Below are 26,466 nucleotides of genomic sequence, written 5' to 3'. Positions count from 1 at the left end.
GAGGCATTTTTTGTTTAGAGCCGTCGCGCGGATCTTCCGCACCCCGGATCTCCGCCGGAAGATCGGGTTCACGCTCGGCATCGTCGCACTGTTCCGTCTGGGATCCTTCATCCCCGCGCCATTCGTGGACTTCGGAAACGTGCAGTTGTGCCTCGCTGCGAACCAAAACACGTCGGGCCTCTACGAGCTCGTCAACCTCTTCTCCGGTGGCGCTCTCCTGCAGTTGAGCATCTTCGCGCTGGGAATCATGCCGTACATCACGGCGTCGATCATCACCCAGCTGCTGCGCGTGGTCATCCCGCACTTCGAGACCCTCCACAAGGAGGGCCAGGCCGGGCAGTCCAAGCTCACGCAGTACACGCGGTACCTCACCATCGCCCTCGCCGTCCTCCAGTCGACGACGCTCATCACGGTCGCCCGCTCGGGAGCCCTCTTCGGCACCACGACGGTGGCGGAGTGCACGCAGCTCATCACCGACGACGCCTGGTACGCGATCATGCTCATGGTCATCACCATGACCGCCGGTACCGGCCTCATCATGTGGATGGGCGAGCTCATCACCGAGCGCGGCATCGGCAACGGCATGTCGCTGCTGATCTTCACGTCGATCGCGGCGCAGTTCCCCACCTCGCTGTGGAGCATCGCGCAGGCCAAGGGCTTCGAGACATTCCTTCTGGTCATAGCCGTGGGACTCGTGATCGTCGCGGCCGTCGTCTTCGTCGAACAGTCGCAGAGACGTATCCCCGTTCAATACGCCAAACGCATGGTCGGCAGGCGAACCTACGGCGGCAACAACACGTACATCCCGATCAAGGTCAACATGGCGGGCGTCGTGCCCGTGATCTTCGCGTCGTCGCTTCTGTACCTCCCCGCGCTCATCGCCCAGTTCAACCAGCCCGCAGCCGGACAGACGCCGGCCGCGTGGGTCACCTGGGTCACGAACTACCTCACCAAGGGCGATCACCCGCTCTACATGCTTCTCTACTTCCTGCTCATCGTCGGATTCACCTACTTCTACGTCGCGATCACCTTCAACCCCGAAGAGGTTGCCGACAACATGAAGAAGTACGGCGGGTTCATCCCCGGCATCCGTGCTGGTCGCCCGACGGCTGAATACCTCGACTACGTGCTGACCCGCGTCACCCTGCCGGGCTCGATCTATCTCGGTCTCATCGCCCTGATCCCATTGATAGCCCTCGCGCTGGTCGGGGCCACCTCGAACTTCCCGTTCGGTGGAGCCTCCATCCTGATCGTGGTCGGCGTGGGCCTCGAGACCGTCAAGCAGATCGACTCGCAGCTGCAGCAGCGGCATTACGAAGGCCTCCTGCGATGACGTCGGTCGACACGGTCACGGGAACCGTGCGGCTGCTCATCATCGGTCCTCCCGGGGCCGGCAAGGGCACGCAGGCGGCGAAGCTGGCCGAGATCTACGGTATTCCCGCGATCTCGACCGGTGACATCTTCCGGGCCAACATCAAAGAGGGCACCGAGCTGGGCAAGCAGGTGCAGGCGATCGTGGAGTCCGGCTCCTATGTGCCGGATTCCCTCACGAACGATCTCGTTCGCGATCGACTGACCCAGCCCGACGTGGCCGGCGGCTTCCTGCTCGACGGCTACCCGCGCACGACCGAGCAGGTCGACGAACTCGATCGCATCCTCGCTGAGGCCGGCGCGGGCCTCGATGCCGTCGTGCAGCTGGTGGCCGACGTCGACGAGGTCGTCGATCGGCTTCGCAAGCGCGCCCTGGTCGAAGGCCGCGCCGACGACACCGAAGAGGTGCTCCGTCACCGCCAGGAGGTCTACGCAGACCAGACGGCGCCGCTGATCGATGTCTACGCGAGCCGCGGACTCGTCGTGGCGGTCGACGCCCTGGGCGAGGTCGACGAGGTCACCGAGCGCATCGTCACCGCCCTCGCGTCTCGATGAGCTTTCGCAAGAACATCTACAAGACGCCCGACGAGTTGAGGCTCATGGTGCGTCCCGGGGTCGTCACGGCCGCATCGCTCGATGCGGTCCGTGCCGCCATCCGGCCCGGCATCACGACCCTCGAACTCGACGCCATCGCCGAGAGGGTGATCGTCGAGGGCGGGGGAGTGTCGAACTTCAAACTGGTTCCGGGCTACCGGCATACCATCTGCGCATCGATCAACGACGATGTGGTCCACGGCATCCCGGGCGACCGCATCCTGCAGCCGGGTGACATCGTGTCGATCGACAACGGCGCCGAGGTCGAGGGCTGGAACGGCGACTCGGCCTTCACCGTCGTCATCCCCGATGAGTCCCGTCCGGAACTCGTGGCCGAACGACAGCGACTCAGCGACGTCACCGAGGGTTCCTTGTGGGCCGGCATCGCCCGCCTCAGCACGGCTCGTCACCTGAACGAGGTGGGAGAGGCGATCGAGGAGTACATCGAGGCCCAGGGAACGTTCGGCATCGTCACCGACTACATCGGTCACGGCATCGGTCGCAGCATGCACGAGGCTCCGCCCGTCTTCAACTACAGGGTTCGGGCCAAGGGGCCCGATGTGAAGCCCGGCCTCGTGGTCGCCATCGAACCGATGGTCACGCTGGGCTCGATCGAGACCTTCGTGCGCGAAGACGACTGGACCGTCGCCACCGACGACGGCAGCGTAGCAGCGCACTGGGAGCACTCCGTCGCGGTCCACGCCGACGGCATCTGGGTCACAACGGCCCACGACGGCGGTGCGGCAGGCCTCGCCCCCTTCGGCGTAACCCCGACCCCCATCCGGTAGCAGCGTCCTCTGGATCCGTTCCCTGAGCTGGTCGAAGGGCTCGGGCGCTTCGACGGGCTCAGCGCGCGGGAGTGTTCGTTCCCTGAGCTTGTCGAAGGGGCTGGGGCGCTTCGACGGGCTCAGCGCGCGGGAGTGTTCGTTCCCTGAGCTTGTCGAAGGGGCTGGGGTGCTTCGACGGGCTCAGCGAGTGGACCTGTTCGTTCCCTGAGCTTGTCGAAGGGGCTGGGGTGCTTCGACGGGCTCAGCGAGTGGACCTGTGGAGAACTCCCGCGCCCGTTATCGCTTCTGCGCAACAATGCCCCATGCCATTCATCTACATCCTCGAGTGTGCCGACGGCGCCTACTACGTCGGCAGCACGTGGAACCTCGAGAAGCGGATCTGGGAACACAACAACGGAGCGGGCGCGAACTTCACGCGCAAGCGCCTTCCAGTGCGACTGGTCTACTCGGAACATTCCGACGACGTCAGCGTTGCGTTCGCCCGAGAGAAGCAGGTGCAGGGCTGGAGTAGGGCGAAGAAGGAGGCCCTGATCGACGGGCGATGGGGCGATTTGCCTGGTCTTGCCCGCGGTGGTGGGGCGGGGACGTGACACGGCCCCCTTCGACAAGCTCAGGGAGCGAGCCTCCCCTTCGACAGGCTCAGGGAGCGGGCGTCCCCTTCGACAAGCCGCAGGGAGCGGGCGTCTCCTTCGACGGGCTCAGGGAACGGGCTATTTGTCCATGATGTGGACGAGTTCTTCGATGAAGGTGGGGAAGTCCACCGCGCGCTTGATGATGCGCTGAACGTCCTCCCTGTCGGAGAAGACCTCGACGAACTGGTCGAAGACCTCCTGGAACGAGGTGCGCCCCGTGGCCGCGAACGCGATGAACGCGATGACGTTCACGCGGTTCTCACCCCAGGCCATGGCCGAGTCGTTGATGACGATGGCGATCGAGGTGCGGCTCGCGGTCATGGCCATCGCGTGGGGCACGGCGATGCTGTCGGTGAAGGCCGTCGACGACATGAGCTCCCGCTCCACGGCCCCGTCGACGTAGGAGCTCTCGATGACGCCCTGGTCGACCATGCGGCGACCGAGGGTCTCGATCATCTCCACCTCGCTCGACGCGTGCAGCTCGCGAAAGAACAGCGCCTCGTCGAAATACAGAAGCAGGTCGTCTTTGATCTGCATGCGGCGCGCGTGCCGACGCACCCGGCTGATCGCCCGTCGCACGTTCTCGATGTCGCTCTCGGTGAGGAACGGCTGGATGACGACCTCGTTCTCGCGCGGCGCACGGGAGGCGATGGTCGTGAGCACGAGGTCGACGTCGAGCTCAGCCCAGTCGACGTCGGTGCGGGTGATCACGATCGCCACGTCGAGCTCGTCGCCGAGGGCGCGCTGGATTCGTTCCGTGAGCATCTCGTGCATGTCGTAGTAGTTCGGGCACACGACGGCGCAGCGCAGCCTGTCGCCCCGCCGCTGCTTGCGCTCGAGATACGAGCCCACGTGCAGGGCGATGAACGCGATCTCGTCGTCGTTGATGTGGATGCCGGCGCGTCGCTGGAGCTGGCTCGCGATGTAGACGGACAGCTCGTAGGTCATCGGATACGACGTCTTCATCGACCGGGTCAGCGGGTTGGCCGAGTAGGCGTTGTCGTGGGCCCGGGCGACCAGATTGCGCACGTGCAGCGACAGCCGCACCATGAACTCCTCGTCGGCGAGGTCGATGAGGTACTCCTGCTGCACGAGCGCGACGATCTCCCGCACGGTCGCCAGCACGTCGGCGTCGACGTAGTTCTCGACGACCTCGTTGGTGGATTCGTCATGCCCCGGGGTGACGACACGGGTGGTCAGCAGAACCGCGAGATAGTCGAGGTCGGTCGTGCTGAGCGACACGGAGAAGTGCTTCACGACGAGGCCGGACAGCGCCGAGGCGATCTCGGCGATCCGAGGGCCGCCGGCCACGAGGGGCGCGTCGCCGGCCTGGTCCCTGTCCTGCCGCTCGAGAGCGATCATGAGGTGCAGCAGCACGTTGTTGACGCCGTACTCGTTCACGAAGTAGCCGTGGGCGTCGAGCATCTCGATCAGCTCGGTCTTGAAGCCGCCGAGGTTCTCGGACTCGAACTCGCGCTGCACCCGTTCGAGCTCGAGGAAGCCCTGAGCGCTCTCCTCCCGGAACATTCGACTCAGCAGGCGGCGGTGGTTCGCCTCCGACCCGACGAGAGAGACGTGATTCACGCGCCTGACGAGCGACAGGTCCTCCGACTCGACGAGGAGCTTGACCTTGCGCAGGTCCTGGTCGAGGGTCGAATCGCTGACGAAGAGCCGGGCCGCGAGGCTGCGGGCGTCGAGGCCGTCGGGAGCGTTGCCGAGCAGACGGACGAGCTGGTAGATACGGTCGCGGGGCGTCTCGGGCTCGGAGCTGCGACCTTCCGCGCGGAACGCCGCCAGTGCGTCACGATCGACGCGGTACCCCAGCACCCCCGACTGGATCGTCTCGTGCGGGTGCGAGGCGGTCTTCGCGGCGGTGACGTAGCTGCGAACGCTGCGTGTCGTGACGCCCAGCCTGTCGGCGAGTTCGGCAGCGGTCACCCAGCCATCGGCCTGGGACAGATAGTCCAAGAGGCGTTCGTACTTCTCATTCATGCTGGTGGCTCCCGACCCGAGTCAACCATCCCGGGCGCCTCCAGACTAATTGCCGCGAGCCCGCTTCCTCCCCTGCGGAAAGTTTTCTGAGGCCCGATGGGGGGCGGAGCCGGGACTTCTCCGAGAGTATTGGTTGTGATCGCAAGGAGGCGGGAGATGCACAGAGTACTGGTTGTCTGCGGTGCCGGTGCGTCGAGCACCTTTCTGGCCCATCGTCTTCGTGCGGCCGCCCGCGGTCGCGGAATCGAGATCACCGTCGCGGCATCCAGCACCGATGATCTCGCTGCGCGGCTGGGCGAGGTCGACGTACTGCTGGTCGGCTCGCACCTCGCAGCGCAGTTCGACGAGTTCACCCGGCTCGCCGATGCAGCCGGTGCGAGAAGCGCCCTGCTGCCGGACACCGTGTTCGGCACGCGCGGCGAGGAAGCCGCGCTCGATCTCGTGCTGGGCAGCGACGCCGAACGGACCACCTCGGCATGACCGAGCGAACGACATACGAAAATCAAGGAGAAATCATGGCTGAACGCACCGTCACCATCGCCTCGACGCACGGACTGCATGCCCGTCCCGCATCGATCTTCACGCAGGCAGCCGCCAAGGCCGGCGTGCCCGTCCAGCTGACGAAGGGCGAGAAGACCGTGAACGCGGCGAGCATCCTCGGTGTCATCTCGCTCGGCATCGACCACAACGACGACGTTGTGCTGTCTGTCGAGGGCGACGATGCGAACGCGGTGCTCGACGAGCTCGCGGCCCTGCTCTCCACCGACCACGACGCAGCCTGAGCGGCGGCGGACATGACTTTCACCGGAGTAGGAATCGGTCGCGGAATGGCCATGGGCACGGTGCTGCAGATGCCGGCACCGCTTCCCGAACCGCAGGATGCGCCGTCGGCGCTGAGCGTCGACGCCGAGAAGGAGCGGGCCGCGGTCGCGCTGGCCGCCACGGCCGCCGGCATCCGGGCCCGGGGCGAGCGTGCGGGCGGATCCGCGAAGGACGTGCTCGAGGCCCAGGCCTTCATGGCCGAGGACCCCACGCTCTCCGACGACGTCAAGGCACGGCTCGAGACGGGCAAGACCGCCGAGCGCGCCGTATTCGAGGCCTTCGCCAGCTTCCGCGACCTGCTCGTCAGCATGGGCGGATACATGGGGGAGCGCGCGACCGACCTCGACGACGTGTCGCAGCGGGTCGTGGCGCAGCTCCAGGGCGTCGAGGCTCCCGGCGTGCCCGATCCCGACCACCAGTTCGTGCTCGTCGCCCGCGACCTCGCACCGGCCGACACCGCGCTCCTGAACCTCGACAAGGTGCTGGGCCTCATCACGAGCGACGGCGGTCCCACCTCGCACACGGCCATCCTCGCCCGTGAGAAGTCGATCGTCGCGGTCGTCGGTGTGGCCGGCGCACTCGACATTCCGAACGGCACCACCGTGATCGTGGATGCCTCGACGGGTGCCGTCACGGTCGACCCGGACGAGGACGCACGCTTCAAGGCGAAGATCGCGATCCAGGAGCGCGCCTCGCTGGCCAAGGCGCCCGCCGGCCCCGGCCGTCTCGCCGACGACACCGCGATCCCTCTGCTGGCCAACCTCGGTTCGTCGGGCGGCGCGGCCGAGGCCGTGGAGCTGGGAGCGGAAGGCGTGGGCCTGTTCCGCACCGAGTTCCTGTTCCTCGACTCCGCACAGGCGCCGACCGTCGCGGAGCAGCAGTCGCAGTACTCGGCGCTCTTCGCCGCGTTCCCCGGCAAGAAGGTCGTGGTTCGGGCGCTGGACGCCGGAGCCGACAAGCCGCTCAGCTTCCTGAACGACGCCCCCGAGGAGAACCCGGCGCTCGGGCTCCGGGGCCTGCGCGCCCTTCGCGCGAACGAGCAGATCCTGCGCGACCAGCTCACCGCCATCCGCAATGCCGAGGCCGAGAACACGGCCGACGTCTGGGTCATGGCGCCGATGGTCTCGACCCTCGAGGAGACGCGCTACTTCACGTCCATCGCCCGCGAGGTCGGCCTGAAGACGGCCGGCGTCATGATCGAGGTGCCGTCGTCTGCTCTGCTCGCCGATCGCATCCTCGTCGACGCCGACTTCGCGTCGATCGGAACCAACGACCTGACGCAGTACACGCTGGCCGCCGACCGCCTCCTCGGAAGCGTCGCGTCGTTCCAGGACCCGTGGCACCCCGCCGTGCTCCGCCTTGTCGGCGAAGTGGGCAAGGCCGGGGCCGCCCTGGGCAAGCCCGTCGGCATCTGCGGCGAGGCTGCTGCCGACCCGCTGCTCGCCGTCGTGCTCGTCGGGCTCGGGGCGACCAGCCTGTCGATGTCGCCGGCTGCGCTCGCCGACGTTCGTGCGGAGCTGCGTCTCTACACGATCGAGCAGGCCCAGCACTTCGCCGAACTCGCCCTCAAGGCGAACAGCGCGATGGAGGCCCGCGCAGCGGTGTCCGCCAGCGCGTCCTCCTGACGTACCACCCGCACCACACCCGATCACACACACCCCCTCAACACAGAAAACAAGGAGAATCCTCATGACGACGACGTCAGCAACGACCAAGCCGGGAGGTGCCCGAGTTCGCGTTCAGCAGCTCGGCACATTCCTCTCGGGAATGGTCATGCCCAACCTTCCCGCGTTCATCGCGTGGGGGCTCATCACCTCTCTCTTCATCTCTGCCGGATGGCTGCCGAACGGCATCCTTGGTGGGTTCGGCGATGCAGCCGCTATCGGATGGCCTGGCGCTGCGACGACCCTCGCCGAAGACGCAGACGGCAATACCTTCCAGCAGTACGCCGGTCTCGTCGGTCCGATGATCACCTACCTGCTGCCGTTGCTCATCGCGAACACCGGCGGACGCATGGTCTACGGACAGCGCGGTGGTGTTGTCGCGACGATCGCGACCATGGGTGTCATCGTGGGCAGCACGATCCCGATGTTCCTGGGTGCGATGATCGTCGGTCCGCTGGCAGCATGGATCATGAAGCAGATCGACAAGCTCTGGGATGGCAAGATCCGCCCCGGCTTCGAGATGCTCGTGAACAACTTCTCGGGTGGAATCGTCGGTGGCCTTCTCGCCATCGGTGCGTTCTTTGGTGTTGCGCCGCTGATCCAGGGTCTGACCAATGTTCTGAGCGCCGGAATCGAAGGCCTGTTGAACGCTGGACTGCTTCCACTCACGAGCATCATCATCGAGCCGGCGAAGGTCCTGTTCCTCAACAATGCGATCAATCACGGCGTCATCACCCCGGTCGCGACACCTGAGGCGCTGGCGAATGGCAAGTCGATCCTGTTTCTGCTGGAAGCAAATCCTGGACCCGGTGTCGGAATCCTCATCGCGTTCGCGGTGTTCGGTGTCGGCGCGGCCCGAGCCAGCGCACCCGGCGCGATCATCATTCAGTTCTTCGGTGGAATTCACGAGATCTATTTCCCTTACGTACTGATGAAGCCGCAGCTCATCCTCGCGGCTATCGGTGGCGGAGCGACGGGCGTTGCTACCAACGTGCTGTTCAACTCCGGGCTGGTCGGGCCTGCTGCGCCGGGAAGCATCATCGCCGTTCTGCTCGTCACGGCGAAGGACAGCTACATCGGCGTCATCCTCTCGGTCATCCTGGCGGCGACGGTGTCGTTCCTCATCTCGGCGATCATGCTCCGGGCCAGCCGCAAGAAGGACCTCGCAGCCGAGGCCGCCGGTGACGACGCTCTTGCAGCCGCTGTTGCACAGAACGCCGCGAATAAGGGCGGCGAGAGCCGAGTCGGAGCGCTTCTCGGGGGCGACGAGACGATTGACCACGGACAGTCAACGGTTCTGACCGAGACCCGCCTCGAGAACATCGTGTTCGCCTGCGATGCAGGCATGGGATCGAGCGCCATGGGAGCCTCCGTTCTGCGGAACAAGCTCAAGAAGGCCGGTATCACCGACGTCTCCGTCAGGAACCTCGCCATCGCGAACCTGACCGACGACATCGACCTGGTCATCACCCAGAAGGAGCTCACCGACCGGGCGAAGCAGAAGACGCCGAACGCACAGCACGTGTCGGTCGACAACTTCATGAACAGCCCCCGCTATGACGAGGTCGTGAACCAGGTCGCAGCCCAGCACCCCACGGACCAGGCGTAGCCTGATCCCTCACCCCAGGACGCCCCCGGCCGTCGGAGCACGACTCCGGCGGCCGGGCGGCCCAGGCCCCATTACAGACGAAGACCCCCGAAGCGAACGAAGGACGTCATGAGCGACAAAGTACTGGACCTCGAATCGATCAGTGTCGACGGCACCGCGACCACCAAGGAGGACGCGATCCGCGAAGCGGCATCCATTCTCGTTGCAGCCGGAGCCGTGACCGACGACTACGTCGACTACATGCTCGAGCGTGAGACCAGCGTCTCGACGTACATGGGCAACTTCCTGGCCATTCCCCACGGAACGAACGAGGGCAAGGACACGATCCTCGCCTCCGGCCTGTCGTTCGTGCGCTACGCGAACCCGATCGACTGGGAGGGCAACGAGGTGCGCTTCGTCGTCGGCATCGCCGGCAAGGACAACGGCCACCTCGACATCCTCTCGAAGATCGCCATCATCTTCTCCGACGACGACGAGGTGCAGAAGCTTCTGGATGCGCCTGACGCCCCCGCGCTGTTCGCGCTGCTCGGCGAGGTGAACGAATGAAGGCTGTGCACTTCGGTGCCGGCAACATCGGTCGCGGCTTCGTCGGACTGATCCTGCACAACGCCGGCTACGAGGTGGTGTTCGCCGACGTGAACGCCGAACTCATCGACTCGCTCGCCTCGACGCCCAGCTACCGCGTGCACGAGGTGGGAGCGTCGTCGAAGAGCTGGACGGTCGACAACTACCGCGCTCTCAACTCGGCCACGCACGAGGCCGACGTCGTGGCAGAGATCGCCTCGGCCGACATCGTCACGACCGCCGTGGGCCCGAACATCCTGCGTTTCGTCGCCCCGCTCATCGCCCGCGGCATCCAAGCGCGGGACGCGTCCCTCAAGCCCCTCGCCGTCATGGCCTGCGAGAACGCCATCAACGCGACCGACCTGCTGAAGCAGGAGATCGTGGCGGGACTCGACGACGCGGCCCTCGCATCCATCGACGCGCGAGCGGTCTTCGCGAACACGGCCGTCGACCGCATCGTTCCCGGCCAGGCGGCCGATGCCGGACTCGACGTGACCGTCGAGGACTTCTTCGAGTGGGCCATCGAATCCGGCCCCTTCGGCGACGATCTGCCCGAGATCGCCGAGGCCCACTTCGTCGACGATCTCGCGCCCTACATCGAGCGCAAGCTCTTCACCGTGAACACCGGCCACGCCACGACGGCCTACTTCGGTTTTCTCGAGGGCGCGGCCACCCTGTCAGACGCCATGCGCAGCCCCGAGGTCTTCGCGCGGGTCGCCGCGGTGCTCGACGAGACCAAGACGCTGCTCATCGCCAAGTACGACTTCGACCCCGAGGTGCAGGAGGCGTACGTTCAGAAGAACCTCACGCGCTTCGCGAACCCCTTCCTGCCCGACACCCCGGCCAGGGTCGGACGGCAGCCCGTGCGCAAGCTCGGCCGGCATGAGCGCTTCATCGGCCCGGCGGCGGAGCTCGCCGAGCGCGGTGTCGTGCCCGAGGCTCTTCTGGGCGCGATCGGCGCCGCATTGCGCTTCGATCTGCCGGAGGACGCGCAGAGCGTGGAGCTGAAGGAGCTGCTCGCCACGTCGACGGCGGCCGACGCGACGTCACGCCTGACCGGGCTCGACGAATCCCACCCCCTCTATGCGCACGTGGTGCGCGTGGTCGAGCGGGTGCAGAAGAGCTAGCCGAGTCAGTCGTCGCTCTCGAGGATCAGCTTGAGGTTGTCGAACATCTGCTCGATCGTGTTCTGGTTGATGCGATCGAGCAGAGTGGCGTTGACGACCTTCTGCAGCACGGTCGGCTCGACCTCGTAGAGGATCTCGGTGGTGATGCGCGTCGTGCCGTCGCCGAGGTCGTCGAACGTGTAGTCCCAGGTGGCGTTCACGTCGCCGGTGAGCCGCAGGGTGACCTTCTTGTCGACCTCGAAGGCGATTCCCTCCGCCTTTCCGCGCAGGTCGGCGCCCGCCATGTTGAAGCGCCAGTCGAAGGTCTGGTCGACCCCGGCCTTCTCGGGCGTGATGTTCGTGTTCTCGTTCAGGTTCGGAATGAACGCCGGACCGTTCTCGGCACTCGCGGTGTACTCGAACACCTCGGAGACGGGCTTGCGGATGACGATGAGTGCTTTGGCGCTGGCCATTGCGGTTCCTTCCTTCGTTGCCGGTCAGCTTCGACCGAGGGAGTAGTTCTGAACAGTCTTGCGCAGAACGTTGCGGAAGAGGGCGATCTTCTTGAGGCCGGTAGCGTTCGACGCGCTCACGCGAATCGTGATGAGCTGAACGCGCGGCAGCAGCCGACCGACCCGCAGCCGTGACCGCTCGCCCATGACGAAGGCGCGGTCGTCGACCGGCACGCGCTTCACCCGCACCATGGTGGATGCCTTGACCACGGCCGCCAGCACCTGCTCGGTCGCGAGGCCGATCGCCACCCAGGGTCGCCAGACGATCGCCACGACGAGCTGCGCGATGAGCAGCAGCAGCGCGGGCATGGTCCAGACACTGAGGAACGCCACGGCTACAATGACGAGGGCGCCGAGCGCGTAGGACTCCGCCCCGCGGAGGAGAACCGGTCGGCGCTTCGCCAGGGGGAGCAGCACGAGGTGCGCCAGGATCGCCAGAACGGCGCCGAACGCACATACGGAGACGATGACCATCGGCACAACACTATGAGGGGCGCGTGGATATATCTACGCGAGCGTTTTCCCCTCGCCCTCGTCGCCCTCATGTCGGCCGCGTTCGCCGCGGCATCCGTGGGACTGTTCGCGCCGACCTCTGACACGCCCGGTGCGCACACGTGGTCCTCGGCGATCCTGCTGTTCGTGATCTATCTGGCGCTGCTGCTGCGCTACCGGGTCACAGACGAGTGGAAGGACTTCGCGCACGACAGCGCTGTGTACCCCGATCGACCGGTGCAGCGCGGAGTGGTCTCGCCGCGAACACTGTTCGTGATCGGAACGGGCGCGTTCGTCGTCGAGATGCTCGGCGTGATGCTCGTCGGAGGCCCGCTCGGTTTCGTGCTCTACCTGCCCGTTCTCGCCTACTCCGCGCTGACCGTCTTCGAGTTCTTCTCCGGGCCTCGGCTCGAGCGGCACTTCACGCTGTCGTTCGTTCTGCACGAGGCGATCTACCTGCCGCTGTTCCTCTGGGTCGCGGTCGTGCTCGGTGCGGGCCCGGACTGGCGGACCGCCGTAGGAGTGCTGGCCTGCACGGCCCTGTTCGTGTCGGTCGAACTGGCCCGCAAGTTCAGCCCGCGTTTCGACACCCGAGGCCGGGTCGTGCTGGACACGTACTCGGCCGTGTGGGGGAGGGGCCGTACGCTGGGTGCGATGGTCGTGCTGGTGGTTCTGAGCGGAGTGCTCGCGACGACGGCGGGCGCAGGCCTTGCCTCTGGTGTGATCGCGGTCGTCGCGGCGGCCGTCGCGCTCGTGCGGCCGGCATCCGATCGCTGGGTCACGACGGTCGTCGCCATCCACCTTCCGCTGCAGGCGGCGGCGATGCTCTCGTGAGCGCGCGACGCAACGCATCCGACCCGGCCGACGAGGCCGACACCGTCGACGCATCCGTCGGGCGCAAGGCGCTCGGACTGTTTGAACTCGATCGCCTGTACCCCGGCCTCGTACCGTCGTTCGTCGTGCTCCCCGTCGACCGGCTCGTCGAGAACTGGCCCGAGCTCAAGGCCGGCGCCGAGACCCTCGTCGCCGAGTTCTGTGAGGGCGCCGTCGACGACGACGCGTATGCCGCCCGCGAGACGCGACTCGTCGCATCCATCGCCCTCGACGACGCCGTCGTCGCCGAGGCCTTGTCGTCGGCGGCCGGCTGGCGCGCGGTCAGCGTGCGCACCTCGGCGCTCGCGGAGGACGGCGCCGAGCACTCCTTCGCCGGGCAGTACGTCACGACCCTCGACGTGCCCGTTGAGCCTCAGCCGGTCCGAGACGCGATCCGCGCCTCCGTGGCCAGCCTGTTCTCCGCGCGGGTCGCGGCCTACGCCCGGGCGCGCGGCATCGCGGCGCTCGAGCTCGGCGGCTCGGTCGTCGTGCAGCAGATGTTCGTCGGCACGACCAGCGGTGTGCTGTTCAGCGAGAACGGCCGCGGGGAACTGACCCTCGCCTGGAGCAGATCGGCACGGAACACGACGGTCGAGGGCGAGAACGCGCTCGAGCTGCGGGTGTCGAAGGTCGCTCCCCAGCCGTCGGGCCTGCCCGCGCCCCAGCGGCTGCTCGACATCGCTCTCGAGAGCGAGGCGAGGCTCGGTCGACCCGTCGACATCGAATGGGCGGCGCGCGGAGGTCGCCTCGCCCTGCTGCAGCTGAGACCGCAGACCACGGTCGCGCTCGACTACGAGCTGGCGTGGGACTGCACGAACATCGCCGAGAACTATCCCGGCATCACGCTTCCGCTCACCTACTCCTTCATCCGCGGTCTCTACTCGCGCGTCTATCCCGCCTTCTTCCGCAAACTGGGCGTGGCTCAGAAGGTTCTGGATGCGAAGCAGCAGGTGTTCCGCAACACGCTCGGCTACCTGGGCGGTCACGTCTACTACCAGATCGACAACTGGTACGAGATGGTGCGCATGATCCCCGGTCCCAGCAGCAACCAGGCCTTCTTCTCGGCGATGCTGCAGCCGCAGCGCACGCCCGGCGAGGCGCCTCGGCGACGGCTCGGGCTGAGGGGCGCGGTGACGATGGCCCCGCTGGTGGGTCGGCTGGGCTGGCTTCTGCTGCGGTCGAACTCGATGTCGAAGGGCTTCAGCCGCACCTTCCAGAAGCGTCTGGCGCGTTTCGAGTCGATCGACTGGTCGACCCTGCAGGCCGACGCGATCCTGTCGACCCTCGAGACCATGCGCGGCGAGCTCCTCACGCTGTGGGCGACTCCCGTGTTCAACGACCTGCGGGTCATGATCTTCCACGGGCTGCTGAAGACCTACAGCTTCGGCCCCGAGCAGCACGCCGACTACCTCGGGTACCTGCACGGCCTCAGCGACCGGGCGTCGATCGCCCCGCTCACCGCTCTCGGCGCGCTCGGCAACAGGCTGCGCGACCGTCATGGCAGCGATGCGACAGCCGACAGCATCCTGTCGTCGTCCGACTGGACGGCGACGCGTCTCGACATCGACGCGTATCTCGCGCGGTTCGGCGGGCGGGCGCCCGACGAGCTGCAGCTCGAGAACCCGCGGCTGGCCGACGACCACGCCTCGCTCCTCGCGCTGGCGCTCGGCACCGACCCCGAGGGTCGGCCACCGGTGGATGCGACGGCCCGCTCGATCCGCGGACGCTTCGGCACCCGGTTCATCGGCCGCAACACCCGGCAGGCCATCGACTGGCGGGAGCGGTTCCGCTTCAACCGGGCCCAGGTCTACGGGCTCGCGCGCACGGCGTATCTCGCCTTGGGCCGACGCCTGGTCGAGGCGCAGCTGCTCGATGCGGCCGACGATGTGTTCTGGCTCACGGAGCAGGAACTCGACGAGGCGGTGTTCGGGCACGCGTGGAGCTCCGACCCTCGAGCCGTGGTGGCCCGCCGGCGGGCCGAGTTCGCAACGTTCGAGGCCCGTTCGCTCGCGCGCCGGGTGGTCGGATCGGGCCTCATCGCGCCCGCACGGCTGCGCGACGACGAACAGCGCACGGCGGCGGGGATGGCCGCGGGAATGGGCGTCTCCCCGGGCGTCCTCACCGCCGAGGCGATCGTGGTGCACGAGTTCGACCCGACCGTCGACGTGCGGGGCAAGATCCTCGTCACCAGCCACATCGACCCCGGCTGGACCCTGCTGTTCGTGCAGGCCGCGGGTGTCGTGACCGAGCGGGGCAATGCGCTGTCGCACGTGGCGATCATCGCCCGCGAGCTCGGCATGCCCGCCGTCGTCGCCGCGATGGGCGCCGTCGACGCCCTTCGAACAGGGCAGCTCATCACGATCAACGGAACAACGGGAGACATCGATGCCGCGCTCTAGCTACTGGCTGAAGGCCATCGGGCCCGCGGGGGCCGTCTCCCTCGCGAGCCTCCTTCTGGCGTGGGTCGCGATCGGCCTCGCCATCTCGGGGTCGCTTCGGGCGAGCGTGCTGTGCGCGCTCGGCGCGTTCCTTCTCGACATGCTCGACGGATTCGTGGCGCGAAGGCTCGGAGTCTCGAGTGAGTTCGGCCGGCAGCTCGACAGCTTCATCGACGTCGTCAACTACTCCCTCTACGCGGCCGTGCTCGTGGGCTTCCACATCATTCCCGGGCTCGTCGGCTGGGCCCTCGGATTCGTGATCGTCGCCACCGGCATCCTGCGTCTCATCCGGTTCAACATCGAGGGTTTCACCGACGACGAGCCCATCAAGTACTACCGCGGCATCGTCGTGTGCCACCTGTCGCTCGGCGCCATCGTCTTCCTGATCCTCACGCAGCTCCTCCCCGACGCGGCGTGGATCCCGTGGCTCGCCGTCGTCGTTCTCATCGTGCTGTCGGTTCTGCAGCTGTCCTTGATCCGCATCCGCAAGACCGGTCGGCAGGCGTGGTGGGCCGCCCTCGTCGTGCCGCTGGCCGTGGGCGCCATCCTGTGGTTGACGTAGCGGCGCGCTTCCCGGCCGACCGACATCGTGCTCTGGCCGAGGAGATCCGCTCGATCGCCCGCACCCATCCCGAGGTCTCGGAGCGCAGCGCACGCCGACTCGTTCGCGCCCTCGAGCACGGGCGCCTCGCGATCGCGACCGACGATTCCCGCGTCGTCGGCTGGCTCCTGTCCGAAGGGTCGGGATTCGCACCGCACGAGCTCGGGTACCTCTTCGTCGAGCCACGATTGCGCACGGGCGAGGTCTTCGACCGGATGCTCGCGCTGCTGCTCGAGATCGAGTCGCGCGCCGTCGCGGTCACCTTCCGCCCGGCGTTCGCCGCCTGGCTCGAACGGTCGTACGGATTCGAGCGCGCGAGCCTGGGCCGCGTCGTCATGCTGTCGCGAGGCACCTTTCTGTTTCGTCGCCTGACGCCCGCTCGAATCGTGGCTGTCGCGCGGCACACCACGGCGGCATCGCCCGTCTATCTCACCTGGCGGAGGCCGGCGCTGTGATCGTCGACCCGTCGCGCGCTCTGGTCTTCGGTGCCGCCACCATTGCCCTCGCGCTGTCATTCGTGGTGCTCGAGCGCCTGGTGCGCACCCGCGGCGTGCCCACCGAGATCACGCGGCGCGTCGCCCACGTTCTCGCCTGCCTCTTCGCGCTGATCGTGCACACCCTCGTACCCGTCTGGCTCTTCGTCGTGCTCTCGCTCGTGTTCGCGGCCCTCATGTGGCTCTCGCGTCACTTCCACGTCTTCACCGCCATCCACAAGGTGCGACGCCGTTCGTTCGGAGACGTCTATCTTCCGCTCGGAATCGGCGTCGCCGCCCTGCTGGGCCAGGCCGACACAGCGGTCTTCGTGGCCGCGGTGCTCATCCTCGGCCTCGCAGACGTGGCCGCCGGACTGGTGGGCGACTACCTGCGCTCGAGTCGCAAGACGTGGTGGGGTTCGGGGGCGTTCCTCGCGGTGAGCGTCGTCGTGCTCGCCCTGTGCGGGTTCCCGGTCTTCGCGATCGTGGCGGTCGCCCTGCTCGCCACGGTGACGGAGCGCTACTCGCCCCTCGGCACCGACAACGTCAGCATCCCGTTCGTCGTCGCCGGGCTCCTCGTCGTTCTCTGACCGCGGGCGTGCGACTCGGGAGTCAGCGCGACTTGAGCCGCAGGCGGTGCATCGCCAGGTCGGTCGCCGCGTGCACGGCCACGCCGACGAGCGCGGTGGCGGCGACCAGCAGGGGAGAGGAGCCGAGCGCGACGAGCAGCACCGAGACGGCCACGATGCCGTCGGCCAGGTCGGCGACGCGCTGCACGCCCCGCCAGCGCGACGACGTCTCGACGCTCGAGGCGATTCCGAGCCGGCGCTTGACGAAGCTGTTCACCAGCTCGCCGAGCACGTAGGCCACGCCGATGGCGAAGCCGATGGCCGCCGAGCGGGAGCCGCTGAGAACGGGGGCAACCCAGGAGGCGAGGTCGGGATGGCCCAGCACGCCGGCGACGACCGCGGCGCCTCCGACGTAGATCACGACGCCGAGCCAGGTCTTCGTCTGCCCGAACACCGGGCGCCCGTCGCGCCAGACGGAGCCGGCGTCGATCGGAACGGCGAGCCGTCGCATCCAGCCCTGCTTGAGCACGACGATCAGCACGACGCCCGGCAGGAGGACGGTGGCGAGCAGCGAGACGAGCTGCGAGGCGAAGTGAAGGGCGGACATCCCCTGAATCGTACCGGGATCGACTTGCCAGAAAGGCTCATATCACCTAAGCTCGATCTTTGGTGTTTGTACGCCCTTTTCGGCGTGCCGCGTTCGAGCCCACGGGCCCGTCGCACACACCCATCCAACGCACGACCAGCAATCAATAACTTTAGCGATAGTGAGTAATGGCCAAAAAAGACGGTGTCATCGAAATCGAAGGCGCAGTGGTCGAGGCTCTGCCCAACGCGATGTTTCGTGTTGAGCTGACCAACGGACACAAAGTACTCGCCCACATTTCGGGCAAGATGCGTCAGCACTACATCCGAATCCTCCCTGAGGATCGGGTGATCGTGGAGCTGAGCCCCTACGACCTGACCCGCGGTCGAATCGTCTACCGCTACAAGTAACGCTCACCCGAGCGATTCGAACGCTGGAAAGTAACGGCCCGGGGCATCCTCCGGGTACGAAGACAGCGAAAACAAGGAAAACATCATGAAGGTCAACCCCAGCGTCAAGCCGATGTGCGAGCACTGCCGTGTCATCCGCCGCAACGGCAACGTGATGGTCATCTGCAAGAGCAACCCGCGCCACAAGCAGCGCCAGGGCTAAGCAGCCGACCGGCCCGTCAGGGTCAGCGGCCCGCGAGGGCCACCAGCTCCACCCCACACAACACAACAGCAGAACCAGATCCGATCGGCTCGCCGATCGGGGACACCCGCGGTCGGAGGCCGCGGCACCGGTTCTGCTGCAGACCTCCACTCATCAACAGGAGCCACCACCATGGCACGTCTAGCAGGCGTAGACATTCCGCGCGACAAGCGCGTGGAAGTCGCACTCACCTACATCTACGGAGTCGGTCGCACCAGCGCCCTCAAGACTCTGGCCGACACCGACATCTCGGGCGACATCCGGGTCAAGGATCTCAGCGATGACCAGCTCATCGCTCTGCGCGACTACATCGAAGGCAACTTCAAGGTAGAAGGTGACCTTCGTCGCGAGGTCGCAGCAGACATCCGCCGCAAGGTCGAGATCGGAAGCTACCAGGGTGTCCGTCACCGTCGTGGCCTGCCCGTTCACGGACAGCGCACGAAGACCAACGCTCGTACCCGCAAGGGCCCGAAGCGCACCGTCGCCGGCAAGAAGAAGGCCCGATAGCGAGAGGCCCCGCGCCTCACGCATCGCCATAAACGTTTTAGGAGAAAACAATGGCAGCACCAAAATCGGCCGCTCGTAAGCCGCGTCGTAAAGAGAAGAAGAACATCGCCGTGGGCCAGGCCCACATCAAGTCGACGTTCAACAACACCATCGTCACCATCACCGACCCGCAGGGCGCTGTCCTGAGCTGGGCCTCGTCGGGAACCGTAGGATTCAAGGGATCGCGCAAGTCGACCCCGTTCGCCGCTCAGCTGAGCGCCGAGTCCGCCGCCCGCCAGGCGCAGGAGCACGGCGTCAAGAAGGTCGACGTCTTCGTCAAGGGACCGGGATCGGGTCGCGAGACCGCCATCCGCTCGCTCCAGGCCGCAGGCCTCGAGGTCGGATCGATCAACGACGTCACCCCGCAGGCGCACAACGGTTGCCGCCCGCCGAAGCGCCGTCGCGTCTAAGTAAGCCAACCGCCGATCGGAGAATGGGATTTTTCCCATTCTCCGATCGACGGGTTGTACGTGGTTTCATAACTCAATAACCGGCCGGGCCCGCCACCCGGTTGTCACTGCAGGTGTCATATAGCGGACATCTGGCCGAAAGGAATCAATAGTGCTTATTGCACAGCGCCCCACGCTCACCGAAGAAAACATCTCCGAATTCCGCTCGCGGTTCGTCATCGAGCCCCTGGAGCCCGGTTTCGGCTACACGCTCGGCAACTCGCTCCGTCGCACCCTGCTCTCGTCGATCCCCGGAGCCGCTGTCACCAGCATCCGTCTCGACGGAGTGCTGCACGAGTTCTCGACGATCCCCGGTGTGAAAGAAGACGTCACCGAGATCATCCTGAACATCAAGGGCCTCGTCGTCTCGAGCGAGCACGACGAGCCGATCACCGCCTACCTGCGCAAGCACGCGTCGGGCCAGGTCACGGCCGCCGACATCTCGGCTCCCGCCGGTGTCGAGATCCACAACCCCGACCTCGTGATCGCCACGCTCAACGAGAAGGCGAAGTTCGAGCTCGAGCTCATCATCGAGCGCGGTCGTGGATACGTCTCGGCCACTCAGAACCGCAGCGAGTTCTCCGAGGCCGGCCAGATTCCGGTCGACTCGATCTACTCGCCCGTTCTCAAGGTGACCTACCGCGTCGAGGCGACTCGTGCCGGTGAGCGCACCGACTTCGACCGCCTGGTCGTCGACGTCGAGACGAAGAACGCCATCACGCCGCGCGACGCCATCGCATCGGCCGGACGAACCCTGACCGAGCTGTTCGGTCTGGCCCGCGAACTCAACACCGCCGCAGAGGGCATCGAGATCGGCCCCGCGCCGGTCGACGCCGTCCTCTCCAGCGAGCTCGCGGTTCCGATCGAAGACCTCGACCTGTCGGTCCGTTCGTACAACTGCCTCAAGCGTGAGGGAATCAACACGGTGAGCGAGCTCGTCGCCCTGAGCGAGACGCAGCTGATGAACATCCGCAACTTCGGCCAGAAGTCGGTAGACGAGGTCAAGGACAAGCTCGTGGAGCTTGGCCTGTCGCTGAAGGACACGGTTCCCGGATTCGACGGAGCCCACTTCTACGGCGGCTACGACGACGAGAACATCTAGTCGCTCGACGCGCTCCCACGAACCCCACACACCTGAACTGATTCTGGAGAAACACCATGCCTAAGCCCACCAAGGGACCCCGTCTCGGTGGCGGACCGGCGCACGAGCGCCTGCTGCTCGCCAACCTGGCTGCCGCCCTCTTCACCCACAAGAGCATCAAGACCACCGAGACCAAGGCCAAGCGCCTGCGTCCGGTCGCCGAGCGTCTGATCACGTTCGCCAAGCGCGGAGACCTGCACGCTCGTCGTCGCGTTCTCGGCGTCATCGGCGACAAGAGCGTCGTTCACGAGCTCTTCACCGAGATCGCTCCGCTGGTCGCCGAGCGTGAGGGCGGCTACACCCGCATCACGAAGCTCGGCTTCCGCAAGGGCGACAACGCCTCGATGGTCCAGATCGAGCTCGTTCTCGAGCCCGTCGTGAAGACGCCGTCGAAGTCGAAGTCCAAGAAGGTCGCCGACGCTCCCGTCGCGGCTCCTGTCGAAGACGCCCCAGTCGAGGAGACCGAGACCGTCGAAGAGAGCGCCCCCGTCGAAGACGAGGTCGTGACCGACGCCGCTGCCGAGGTCGAGGCCGACGCAGCAGCAAAGGCCGACGACGCCAAGTAGTCAGCACCACCTGCGAACGCCCCGCCATCCGCTCGGATGACGGGGCGTTCTCTCGTTCTATGCTCTTTGACGATGACCGACCGGAGAAGTGACATGACGCTCGAGCCGAGTGCAGAAGACCTCGTACGTGTGCGTCTCGGCATCGCGTACGACGGCACGGGCTTCTCCGGCTGGGCGAAGCAGCCCGAGCTCCGCACCGTGCAGGGGGCGCTCGAACAGGCTCTCGACACCATCTACCACCGGCACGGCCCCGCGCCCACGCTGGTGGTCGCCGGGCGAACGGATGCCGGGGTGCACGCGACAGGGCAGGTCGCCCACCTGGATCTGACGCCGGCTCAGGCCGCGCGGGTCGCGCCGGAGGCTCTGGCCCGGCGTATCAACGGGGTGCTCGGCTCGACGTCGGATGTCGTGGTCACGTCGAGCGGGAGGGCCGACGAGAGCTTCGACGCGCGCTTCTCCGCCACGTGGCGCCGTTACGAGTACCGCCTGGCCGATGCGTCCACCGAGCGCAATCCGCTGGAACGCACCTTTACCGCCGCCTACACGGGCTCTCTCGATGTCGCCCTGATGCAGGAGGCCGCGCAGAGCCTGCTCGGATTGAGGGACTTCGCCTCGTTCTGCAAGCCGAGGGAGGGCGCGACGACCATCCGGTCGCTTCAGTCCTTCACGTGGCAGCGAGATGACGAGGGCGTGCTGGTGTCGAGGCTGCAGGCCGACGCGTTCTGCCACAGCATGGTGCGGGCGCTGGTCGGGGCCTGCGTCGCCGTGGGGGAGGGGCGCTTCGACACGAGCGGACTCGTGTCGCTGAGCGACGCGCTCGAGCGCACGAGTGCCTTCAAGGTCATGCCGGCGCGCGGCCTGATCCTGCGCGAAGTGGGCTACCCCGACGCATCCGGTCTCGCCGCCCGTGCCCTGCAGACCCGAGCCAGACGCACGTGACGCACGCCCCCGCAGTCGCGGTATGGCCGCAAATAGGCTAGTCTCGATTCTTGGTGTCCACGCAGCTTCGTGTGGCGCCCGAACTTGAGCCCTCCACGGGCCGCGTTCCCGGGCTTCTCGCCCGAGGCCGATCTCATATCGTCCGCAGGAACACGCCACCGGAGTGGGATTTCACGGACTCCTCATTTCGACAAAGAAAGCAGTAATACTGTGACGCGCACTTATTCCCCCAAGATCAGCGAGGTCACCCGCAACTGGGTCATCATCGACGCCGAAGACGTAGTCCTCGGCCGCCTCGCCAGCCACGCCGCGATCATCCTCCGCGGCAAGAACAAGGCCACCTTCACCCCCCACATGGACATGGGTGACTTCGTCATCATCATCAACGCGGAGAAGGTCGCCCTCACCGGCGCCAAGCTCGCGCAGAAGCGGGCCTACCGCCACTCGGGCTACCCGGGCGGACTGTCCTCGATGACGTACGCCGAGCTCCTCGAGAAGAACCCGACTCGTGCCATCGAGAAGGCTGTTCGCGGAATGCTCCCGAAGAACTCGATCGGTCGCGCCCAGCTGACGAAGCTCAAGGTGTACACCGGCTCCGAGCACCCTCACGCTGCACAGCAGCCGACGCCGTACACCCTCGACCAGGTCGCCCAGTAGCGACCGGCCCAGACACTTCTTCTAAGACAAGCTAAGGATTCGTAACCATCGTGGCGAAGATCGCAGACCAGATTGACGTTGCTCCCACCGAGGAGCAGCAGAGCTATTCCACCGAGACGCCCGCCGAGGCCGCCGCACAGGCAGCCCCGCGCCCCGCGCTCACTGTTTCAGGAGCGGCCGTCGGCCGTCGCAAGCAGGCCATCGCCCGCGTGCGCCTCGTTCCGGGCGCCGGCACCATCACGGTCAACAGCCGTGAGTTCGCCGACTTCTTCCCGAACAAGCTCCACCAGCAGCTCATCACCGACCCTTTCAAGGTGCTCGACCTGCTCGGCAGCTACGACGTCGTCGCCAAGATCTCCGGTGGCGGCCCCTCGGGTCAGGCTGGTGCGCTTCGCCTCGGCATCGCCCGCGCGCTGAACGAGATCGACGAAGAGAACAACCGCGCCACGCTGAAGAAGGCGGGCTTCCTCAGCCGCGACGCACGCGTCAAGGAGCGCAAGAAGGCCGGTCTCAAGAAGGCCCGCAAGGCTCCTCAGTTCTCCAAGCGCTAATCGCAGTCGTTCCCCGACTGCTTTAGAACTCAGCAACACACATGCCTCCCCGTCTGTTCGGCACGGATGGCGTTCGCGGACTCGCGAACGCCGACCTCACTGCCGACCTCGCGCTCTCCCTCGCCCAGGCCACCGCGGTGGTCCTTGGGCAGGGCCGCAGTGCGGCCGCTCGCGCGGCGACGGGGAGGCGTCCTGTTGCGGTGGTCGCACGCGATCCTCGGATCTCGGGCGAGTTCATCACCGCGGCAGTGGCCGCCGGGCTCGCAAGCTCCGGCGTCGACGTGCTCGACGCGGGAGTGATCCCCACCCCGGCCATCGCATTCCTCATCGCCGACATCGACGCCGACTTCGGCTTCATGATCTCGGCCTCGCACAACCCCGCTCCCGACAACGGGATCAAGATCTTCGCTCGCGGCGGCACCAAGCTGCCCGACGAGGTCGAAGACCGCATCGAAGCCGCCATGTCAGGGCCGAAGAAGGCTCCCACGGGCAAAGACGTCGGCCGCATCCGGCGCTTCGCCGATGCCGAGGACCGCTACGTCATCCACCTCCTCGCCAGCCTCCCGCACAGGCTCGACGGCCTGCATGTGGTGCTCGACTGCGCCAACGGCGCGGCCGCCGGGGTCTCGCCGCAGGTGTTCACGGATGCCGGGGCGCGCGTCACCGTGATCGGTGACGATCCAGACGGCCTCAACATCAACGACGGAGTGGGCTCGACCCACCTCGACAAACTCGCCGAAGCAGTGCTGCTTCACGGAGCCGATGTCGGAATCGCCCACGACGGCGACGCCGACCGCTGCCTCGCCGTCGACCGCGACGGCACCATCGTCGACGGCGACCAGATCATGGCGATCCTCGCGATCGGCATGAACGAGCGCGGCGCCCTGCGCGACAGCACCCTCGTCGCCACGGTCATGAGCAACCTCGGCCTTCTCGTCGCGATGAAGCAGAACGGCATCCGGGTTCTCCAGACGAGTGTCGGCGATCGCTACGTGCTCGAAGAGATGAACGCCCACAACTACTCGCTGGGAGGCGAGCAGTCGGGCCACGTGATCATGAGCGACTTCGGCACCACGGGCGACGGCATCCTCACCGGCCTCCACCTCGTCGCCGAGATGGCCTGGCGTGGCAAGACGCTGGCCGAGCTCGCGAGCGTCATGACGGTGTACCCGCAGATCATGGTCAACGTGAAGAACGTCGACCACCACGCCGTGCACACCGACGAGGTGCTCGCCGAGGCCGTGCGCACCGCAGAGGCCGAACTGGGCGACACCGGCCGCGTACTGTTGCGCAAATCCGGCACGGAGCCGCTCGTGCGCGTCATGGTCGAAGCGGCCGACCAGGCCACCGCCGACCGCATCGCGCACAGCCTGGCCGACGTCGTCCGCGAGCGTCTCGGTCTCTGACCTGCCGCTGAACGCGCGCTCGGCGTAGCCTTGGCGGCATGAACGTGCCTGCCGATCCCTCGTCGTCGTTGCCTCTGGCCGGTCGCACGGCTCTCGTCACCGGGGTGTCGCGTCGCCGCGGCATCGGACTCGGTGTGAGCCGTCGGCTCGCCGAGCTCGGGGCGAACGTCTTCGTGCAGCACTACTCGCCCCACGATGCGGACCAGCCGTGGGGAGCAGACGACATCGACTCCGTTCGCGTGGCGGTCCGTTCGGCCCTGACCCCGGGCGCGGACTTCGGCGACTGGGGCCTCGACCTCGCGGAGCCCACGGCGCCCCGCCGACTCATCGAGGCGGCGGTCGACGCATTCGGCCGTCTCGACATCCTGATCTGCAATCACGCGCGCAGCGGCGGAGACGGGTCCATCTTCGACATGACGCCGGAGAGTCTCGACGCCCACTGGTCGGTCAACGCGCGTTCGACACTGCTGCTGACGCGTCACTTCGCCGAGCAGTTCGCGCCGGAGTCGTTCGGTCCGATCGACGAGAGCGCCACGGGTCGGGTGATCTGGATGACCTCCGGGCAGCACGAGGGTCCGATGCCGGGGGAGGTGGCCTACGCCACGAGCAAGGCGGCTCTCGCGGGCATCACCCCGACGGTCGCCGCCGAGCTCCTGACCCGGGGGATTCTGCTGAACACGGTCAACCCCGGCCCGGTGAATACGGGGTACCTCGACGACGAGCCCACGGACAGATCGGCCGAGGTCAAAAAAGGGGTGCTGCGTGCGATGCCGTTCGGTCGTTTCGGGCTGCCCAGCGACCCCGCCCGCCTGATCGCGTGGCTCGTCTCGGACGAGGGCCGCTGGATGGTCGGCCAGGTTCTCACGAGCGACGGCGGCTTCTCGCTGAGATGAGACGCGTGGGTGGTCAGATCTTGCGCAGCAGCACCCTGTCGACCGCGTGGGTCGACGACTTGCGCAGCACCAGGGTCGCGCGCGACTTGGTGGGCTGGATGTTCTCGACAAGGTTGGGCTCGTTGATCGAGCGCCAGATCTCGGCGGCCGTCGAGCGGGCGTCGTCGTCGCTCAGCTGCGCGTAGCGGTGGAAGAACGAGTTCGGGTTCGCGAAGGCTCCGCGCTTGAGGGCCAGGAAGCGATCGACGTACCAGCTCGCGATATCGCTCGTGCGCGCATCCACGTAGATCGAGAAGTCGAACAGGTCGCTCACCGCGAGGCCCTGGCCCGGCAGGGGCGGCTGCAGCACGTTCAGACCCTCCACGATCAGGATGTCGGGCTGCCGCACGACGATCTGCGCCTCCGGCACGATGTCGTAGGCGAGGTGGGAGTAGAACGGGGCGCGCACCTCGGGCACACCGCTCTTGACCGCGCTGATGAACCGGAGCAGGGCGCGCCGGTCGTACGACTCGGGGAAGCCCTTGCGATGCATGATGCCGCGACGCGTCAGCTCGGCGTTGGGATACAGGAATCCGTCTGTGGCGACGAGTTCGACCCGGGGCGTGTCCGACCAGCGGGCCAGGAGCTCTCGAAGAAGGCGCGCGATCGTCGACTTGCCGACGGCGACGGAGCCGGCCACGCCGATGACGAACGGCGTCGCCGTCTGCCGGTCGCCGAGATAGTCGCTGGTGGATGCGTGCAGTCGCTTCGCCCCGGCCGCGTACAGGTTGAGCAGACGGCTGAGCGGCAGGTAGACCTCCGACACCTCGGTCATGTCGAGAGGTTCGCCGAGCCCGCGCAACTGAACGATCTCGGTCTCGGACAGAGGCTGGGGCGTCGAGGGGGCGAGAGCCGCCCAGTCGCCGCGGTCGATCTCGCGGAAGGGCGTCGGGTGGCCCGTGGAATGGGGTGCGTGCCCGGTGTCAGCCATAGACCACCCAT

Annotated in this window: 31 protein-coding genes; 26 read left to right on the top strand and 5 right to left on the bottom strand. The window is 66.8% G+C overall.

Features of this window, described 5'->3' with window-relative positions:
• Positions 1-10 precede the first annotated feature (10 nt).
• The 4 genes from secY to QCD70_RS13395 all read left to right on the top strand — a co-directional run bounded on the left by secY (position 11) and on the right by QCD70_RS13395 (position 3,343).
• Positions 11-1,333: a preprotein translocase subunit SecY gene (gene secY, locus QCD70_RS13410; protein WP_055927092.1), complete on the top strand. Its 1,323-nt coding sequence runs from the start codon at positions 11-13 to the stop codon at positions 1,331-1,333.
• Entirely contained in the window at positions 1,330-1,926 is a 597-nt protein-coding gene (locus QCD70_RS13405) for an adenylate kinase (protein WP_301217118.1), read from the top strand. The genes secY and QCD70_RS13405 overlap by 4 nt, the downstream gene beginning before the upstream one ends.
• On the top strand, positions 1,923-2,753 hold the full coding sequence (map, locus tag QCD70_RS13400; protein WP_301217116.1) for a type I methionyl aminopeptidase: 831 nt from the start codon (positions 1,923-1,925) through the stop codon (positions 2,751-2,753). Before QCD70_RS13405 ends, map begins: the two co-directional genes overlap by 4 nt.
• Before the next feature lie 302 nt (positions 2,754-3,055).
• Entirely contained in the window at positions 3,056-3,343 is a 288-nt protein-coding gene (locus QCD70_RS13395) for a GIY-YIG nuclease family protein (protein WP_301217114.1), read from the top strand.
• A gap of 120 nt (positions 3,344-3,463) precedes the next feature.
• On the opposite strand, the gene QCD70_RS13390 is transcribed toward QCD70_RS13395, so the two are convergent.
• On the bottom strand, positions 3,464-5,353 hold the full coding sequence (locus tag QCD70_RS13390; RefSeq protein ID WP_367316724.1) for a BglG family transcription antiterminator: 1,890 nt from the start codon (positions 5,351-5,353) through the stop codon (positions 3,464-3,466).
• A 180-nt stretch (positions 5,354-5,533) separates the two neighbouring features.
• Between QCD70_RS13390 and QCD70_RS13385 the strand changes: the two genes are divergently transcribed.
• The 6 genes from QCD70_RS13385 to QCD70_RS13360 all read left to right on the top strand — a co-directional run bounded on the left by QCD70_RS13385 (position 5,534) and on the right by QCD70_RS13360 (position 11,163).
• Positions 5,534-5,857, top strand: coding sequence for a PTS sugar transporter subunit IIB (locus tag QCD70_RS13385; RefSeq protein ID WP_301217110.1), 324 nt, complete (start codon positions 5,534-5,536; stop codon positions 5,855-5,857).
• A 35-nt stretch (positions 5,858-5,892) separates the two neighbouring features.
• On the top strand, positions 5,893-6,159 hold the full coding sequence (locus QCD70_RS13380; RefSeq protein ID WP_301217108.1) for an HPr family phosphocarrier protein: 267 nt from the start codon (positions 5,893-5,895) through the stop codon (positions 6,157-6,159).
• 12 nt (positions 6,160-6,171) lie between these two features.
• Positions 6,172-7,824, top strand: coding sequence for a phosphoenolpyruvate--protein phosphotransferase (gene ptsP, locus QCD70_RS13375; RefSeq protein ID WP_301217106.1), 1,653 nt, complete (start codon positions 6,172-6,174; stop codon positions 7,822-7,824).
• A gap of 64 nt (positions 7,825-7,888) precedes the next feature.
• On the top strand, positions 7,889-9,472 hold the full coding sequence (locus QCD70_RS13370; protein ID WP_301217104.1) for a PTS mannitol transporter subunit IICB: 1,584 nt from the start codon (positions 7,889-7,891) through the stop codon (positions 9,470-9,472).
• A 108-nt stretch (positions 9,473-9,580) separates the two neighbouring features.
• The gene (locus QCD70_RS13365; protein WP_055927118.1) at positions 9,581-10,018 is read left to right on the top strand and encodes a PTS sugar transporter subunit IIA; all 438 of its coding nucleotides are present in this window, start codon (positions 9,581-9,583) and stop codon (positions 10,016-10,018) included.
• A complete protein-coding gene (locus tag QCD70_RS13360; protein ID WP_301217101.1) occupies positions 10,015-11,163 on the top strand; it encodes a mannitol-1-phosphate 5-dehydrogenase in 1,149 nt (382 codons plus the stop codon). The genes QCD70_RS13365 and QCD70_RS13360 overlap by 4 nt, the downstream gene beginning before the upstream one ends.
• A 5-nt stretch (positions 11,164-11,168) precedes the next feature.
• Here QCD70_RS13360 and QCD70_RS13355 read toward each other — a convergent pair whose 3' ends face one another.
• Both QCD70_RS13355 and QCD70_RS13350 read right to left on the bottom strand, forming a co-directional pair.
• Positions 11,169-11,615 carry an SRPBCC family protein gene (locus QCD70_RS13355; protein ID WP_055927124.1) on the bottom strand — a complete coding sequence of 149 codons (447 nt, stop codon included), beginning with the start codon at positions 11,613-11,615 and terminating at the stop codon, positions 11,169-11,171.
• A gap of 24 nt (positions 11,616-11,639) precedes the next feature.
• Positions 11,640-12,128 carry a hypothetical protein gene (locus QCD70_RS13350; protein ID WP_301217096.1) on the bottom strand — a complete coding sequence of 163 codons (489 nt, stop codon included), beginning with the start codon at positions 12,126-12,128 and terminating at the stop codon, positions 11,640-11,642.
• Positions 12,129-12,140: 12 nt separating this feature from the next.
• Here QCD70_RS13350 and QCD70_RS13345 point away from each other — a divergent pair, with 12 nt between their 5' ends.
• From QCD70_RS13345 to QCD70_RS13325, 5 genes are read left to right on the top strand one after another with little or no spacing between them, the layout of a single operon-like run.
• Positions 12,141-12,980: a UbiA family prenyltransferase gene (locus QCD70_RS13345; RefSeq protein WP_301217094.1), complete on the top strand. Its 840-nt coding sequence runs from the start codon at positions 12,141-12,143 to the stop codon at positions 12,978-12,980.
• Complete coding sequence (locus QCD70_RS13340) at positions 12,977-15,418, top strand: PEP/pyruvate-binding domain-containing protein (RefSeq protein WP_301217092.1); 2,442 nt, start codon at positions 12,977-12,979, stop codon at positions 15,416-15,418. The genes QCD70_RS13345 and QCD70_RS13340 overlap by 4 nt, the downstream gene beginning before the upstream one ends.
• Positions 15,405-16,019, top strand: coding sequence for a CDP-alcohol phosphatidyltransferase family protein (locus tag QCD70_RS13335; protein ID WP_301217090.1), 615 nt, complete (start codon positions 15,405-15,407; stop codon positions 16,017-16,019). Before QCD70_RS13340 ends, QCD70_RS13335 begins: the two co-directional genes overlap by 14 nt.
• Positions 16,007-16,513, top strand: coding sequence for a hypothetical protein (locus tag QCD70_RS13330; RefSeq protein WP_301217088.1), 507 nt, complete (start codon positions 16,007-16,009; stop codon positions 16,511-16,513). The genes QCD70_RS13335 and QCD70_RS13330 overlap by 13 nt, the downstream gene beginning before the upstream one ends.
• A complete protein-coding gene (locus QCD70_RS13325) occupies positions 16,510-17,121 on the top strand; it encodes a hypothetical protein (protein ID WP_301217086.1) in 612 nt (203 codons plus the stop codon). The genes QCD70_RS13330 and QCD70_RS13325 overlap by 4 nt, the downstream gene beginning before the upstream one ends.
• A gap of 22 nt (positions 17,122-17,143) precedes the next feature.
• Here the strand turns inward: QCD70_RS13325 and QCD70_RS13320 are convergent, their stop codons facing one another.
• A complete protein-coding gene (locus QCD70_RS13320; protein WP_301217084.1) occupies positions 17,144-17,707 on the bottom strand; it encodes a CDP-archaeol synthase in 564 nt (187 codons plus the stop codon).
• A 167-nt stretch (positions 17,708-17,874) separates the two neighbouring features.
• Here QCD70_RS13320 and infA point away from each other — a divergent pair, with 167 nt between their 5' ends.
• From infA to QCD70_RS13265, 11 genes are all read left to right on the top strand, one after another.
• Entirely contained in the window at positions 17,875-18,096 is a 222-nt protein-coding gene (gene infA, locus QCD70_RS13315) for a translation initiation factor IF-1 (protein ID WP_022883252.1), read from the top strand.
• An 85-nt stretch (positions 18,097-18,181) separates the two neighbouring features.
• Positions 18,182-18,298, top strand: coding sequence for a 50S ribosomal protein L36 (gene rpmJ, locus QCD70_RS13310; protein ID WP_044440044.1), 117 nt, complete (start codon positions 18,182-18,184; stop codon positions 18,296-18,298).
• A gap of 171 nt (positions 18,299-18,469) precedes the next feature.
• Entirely contained in the window at positions 18,470-18,844 is a 375-nt protein-coding gene (gene rpsM, locus QCD70_RS13305) for a 30S ribosomal protein S13 (RefSeq protein WP_055778034.1), read from the top strand.
• Positions 18,845-18,894: 50 nt separating this feature from the next.
• On the top strand, positions 18,895-19,293 hold the full coding sequence (gene rpsK / locus QCD70_RS13300; RefSeq protein ID WP_044440047.1) for a 30S ribosomal protein S11: 399 nt from the start codon (positions 18,895-18,897) through the stop codon (positions 19,291-19,293).
• A gap of 151 nt (positions 19,294-19,444) precedes the next feature.
• Complete coding sequence (locus QCD70_RS13295) at positions 19,445-20,434, top strand: DNA-directed RNA polymerase subunit alpha (protein WP_055927145.1); 990 nt, start codon at positions 19,445-19,447, stop codon at positions 20,432-20,434.
• 56 nt (positions 20,435-20,490) lie between these two features.
• The gene (rplQ, locus tag QCD70_RS13290; protein ID WP_301217047.1) at positions 20,491-21,039 is read left to right on the top strand and encodes a 50S ribosomal protein L17; all 549 of its coding nucleotides are present in this window, start codon (positions 20,491-20,493) and stop codon (positions 21,037-21,039) included.
• Positions 21,040-21,132: 93 nt separating this feature from the next.
• Entirely contained in the window at positions 21,133-21,978 is an 846-nt protein-coding gene (truA, locus tag QCD70_RS13285; protein ID WP_301217045.1) for a tRNA pseudouridine(38-40) synthase TruA, read from the top strand.
• A 210-nt stretch (positions 21,979-22,188) separates the two neighbouring features.
• Positions 22,189-22,635 (top strand): 50S ribosomal protein L13, encoded by a 447-nt coding sequence (gene rplM, locus QCD70_RS13280; protein ID WP_301217042.1) that lies wholly within the window; start codon positions 22,189-22,191, stop codon positions 22,633-22,635.
• A gap of 50 nt (positions 22,636-22,685) precedes the next feature.
• Positions 22,686-23,186: a 30S ribosomal protein S9 gene (gene rpsI / locus QCD70_RS13275; RefSeq protein WP_044440056.1), complete on the top strand. Its 501-nt coding sequence runs from the start codon at positions 22,686-22,688 to the stop codon at positions 23,184-23,186.
• 41 nt (positions 23,187-23,227) lie between these two features.
• Positions 23,228-24,592, top strand: a complete 1,365-nt coding sequence (glmM, locus tag QCD70_RS13270) for a phosphoglucosamine mutase (RefSeq protein ID WP_301217040.1) — start codon at positions 23,228-23,230, stop codon at positions 24,590-24,592.
• Positions 24,593-24,630: 38 nt separating this feature from the next.
• Complete coding sequence (locus tag QCD70_RS13265) at positions 24,631-25,485, top strand: SDR family oxidoreductase (RefSeq protein WP_301217038.1); 855 nt, start codon at positions 24,631-24,633, stop codon at positions 25,483-25,485.
• 13 nt (positions 25,486-25,498) lie between these two features.
• Here the strand turns inward: QCD70_RS13265 and coaA are convergent, their stop codons facing one another.
• The gene (gene coaA / locus QCD70_RS13260) at positions 25,499-26,455 is read right to left on the bottom strand and encodes a type I pantothenate kinase (RefSeq protein WP_301217036.1); all 957 of its coding nucleotides are present in this window, start codon (positions 26,453-26,455) and stop codon (positions 25,499-25,501) included.
• Positions 26,456-26,466: the final 11 nt, after the last annotated feature.

Source organism: Agreia sp. PsM10, assembly GCF_030433855.1.
Lineage (GTDB): Bacteria > Actinomycetota > Actinomycetes > Actinomycetales > Microbacteriaceae > Agreia.
The sequence above is the reverse complement of the archived record's forward strand: the minus strand, read 5'-3'. Positions and strand labels throughout refer to the sequence as shown.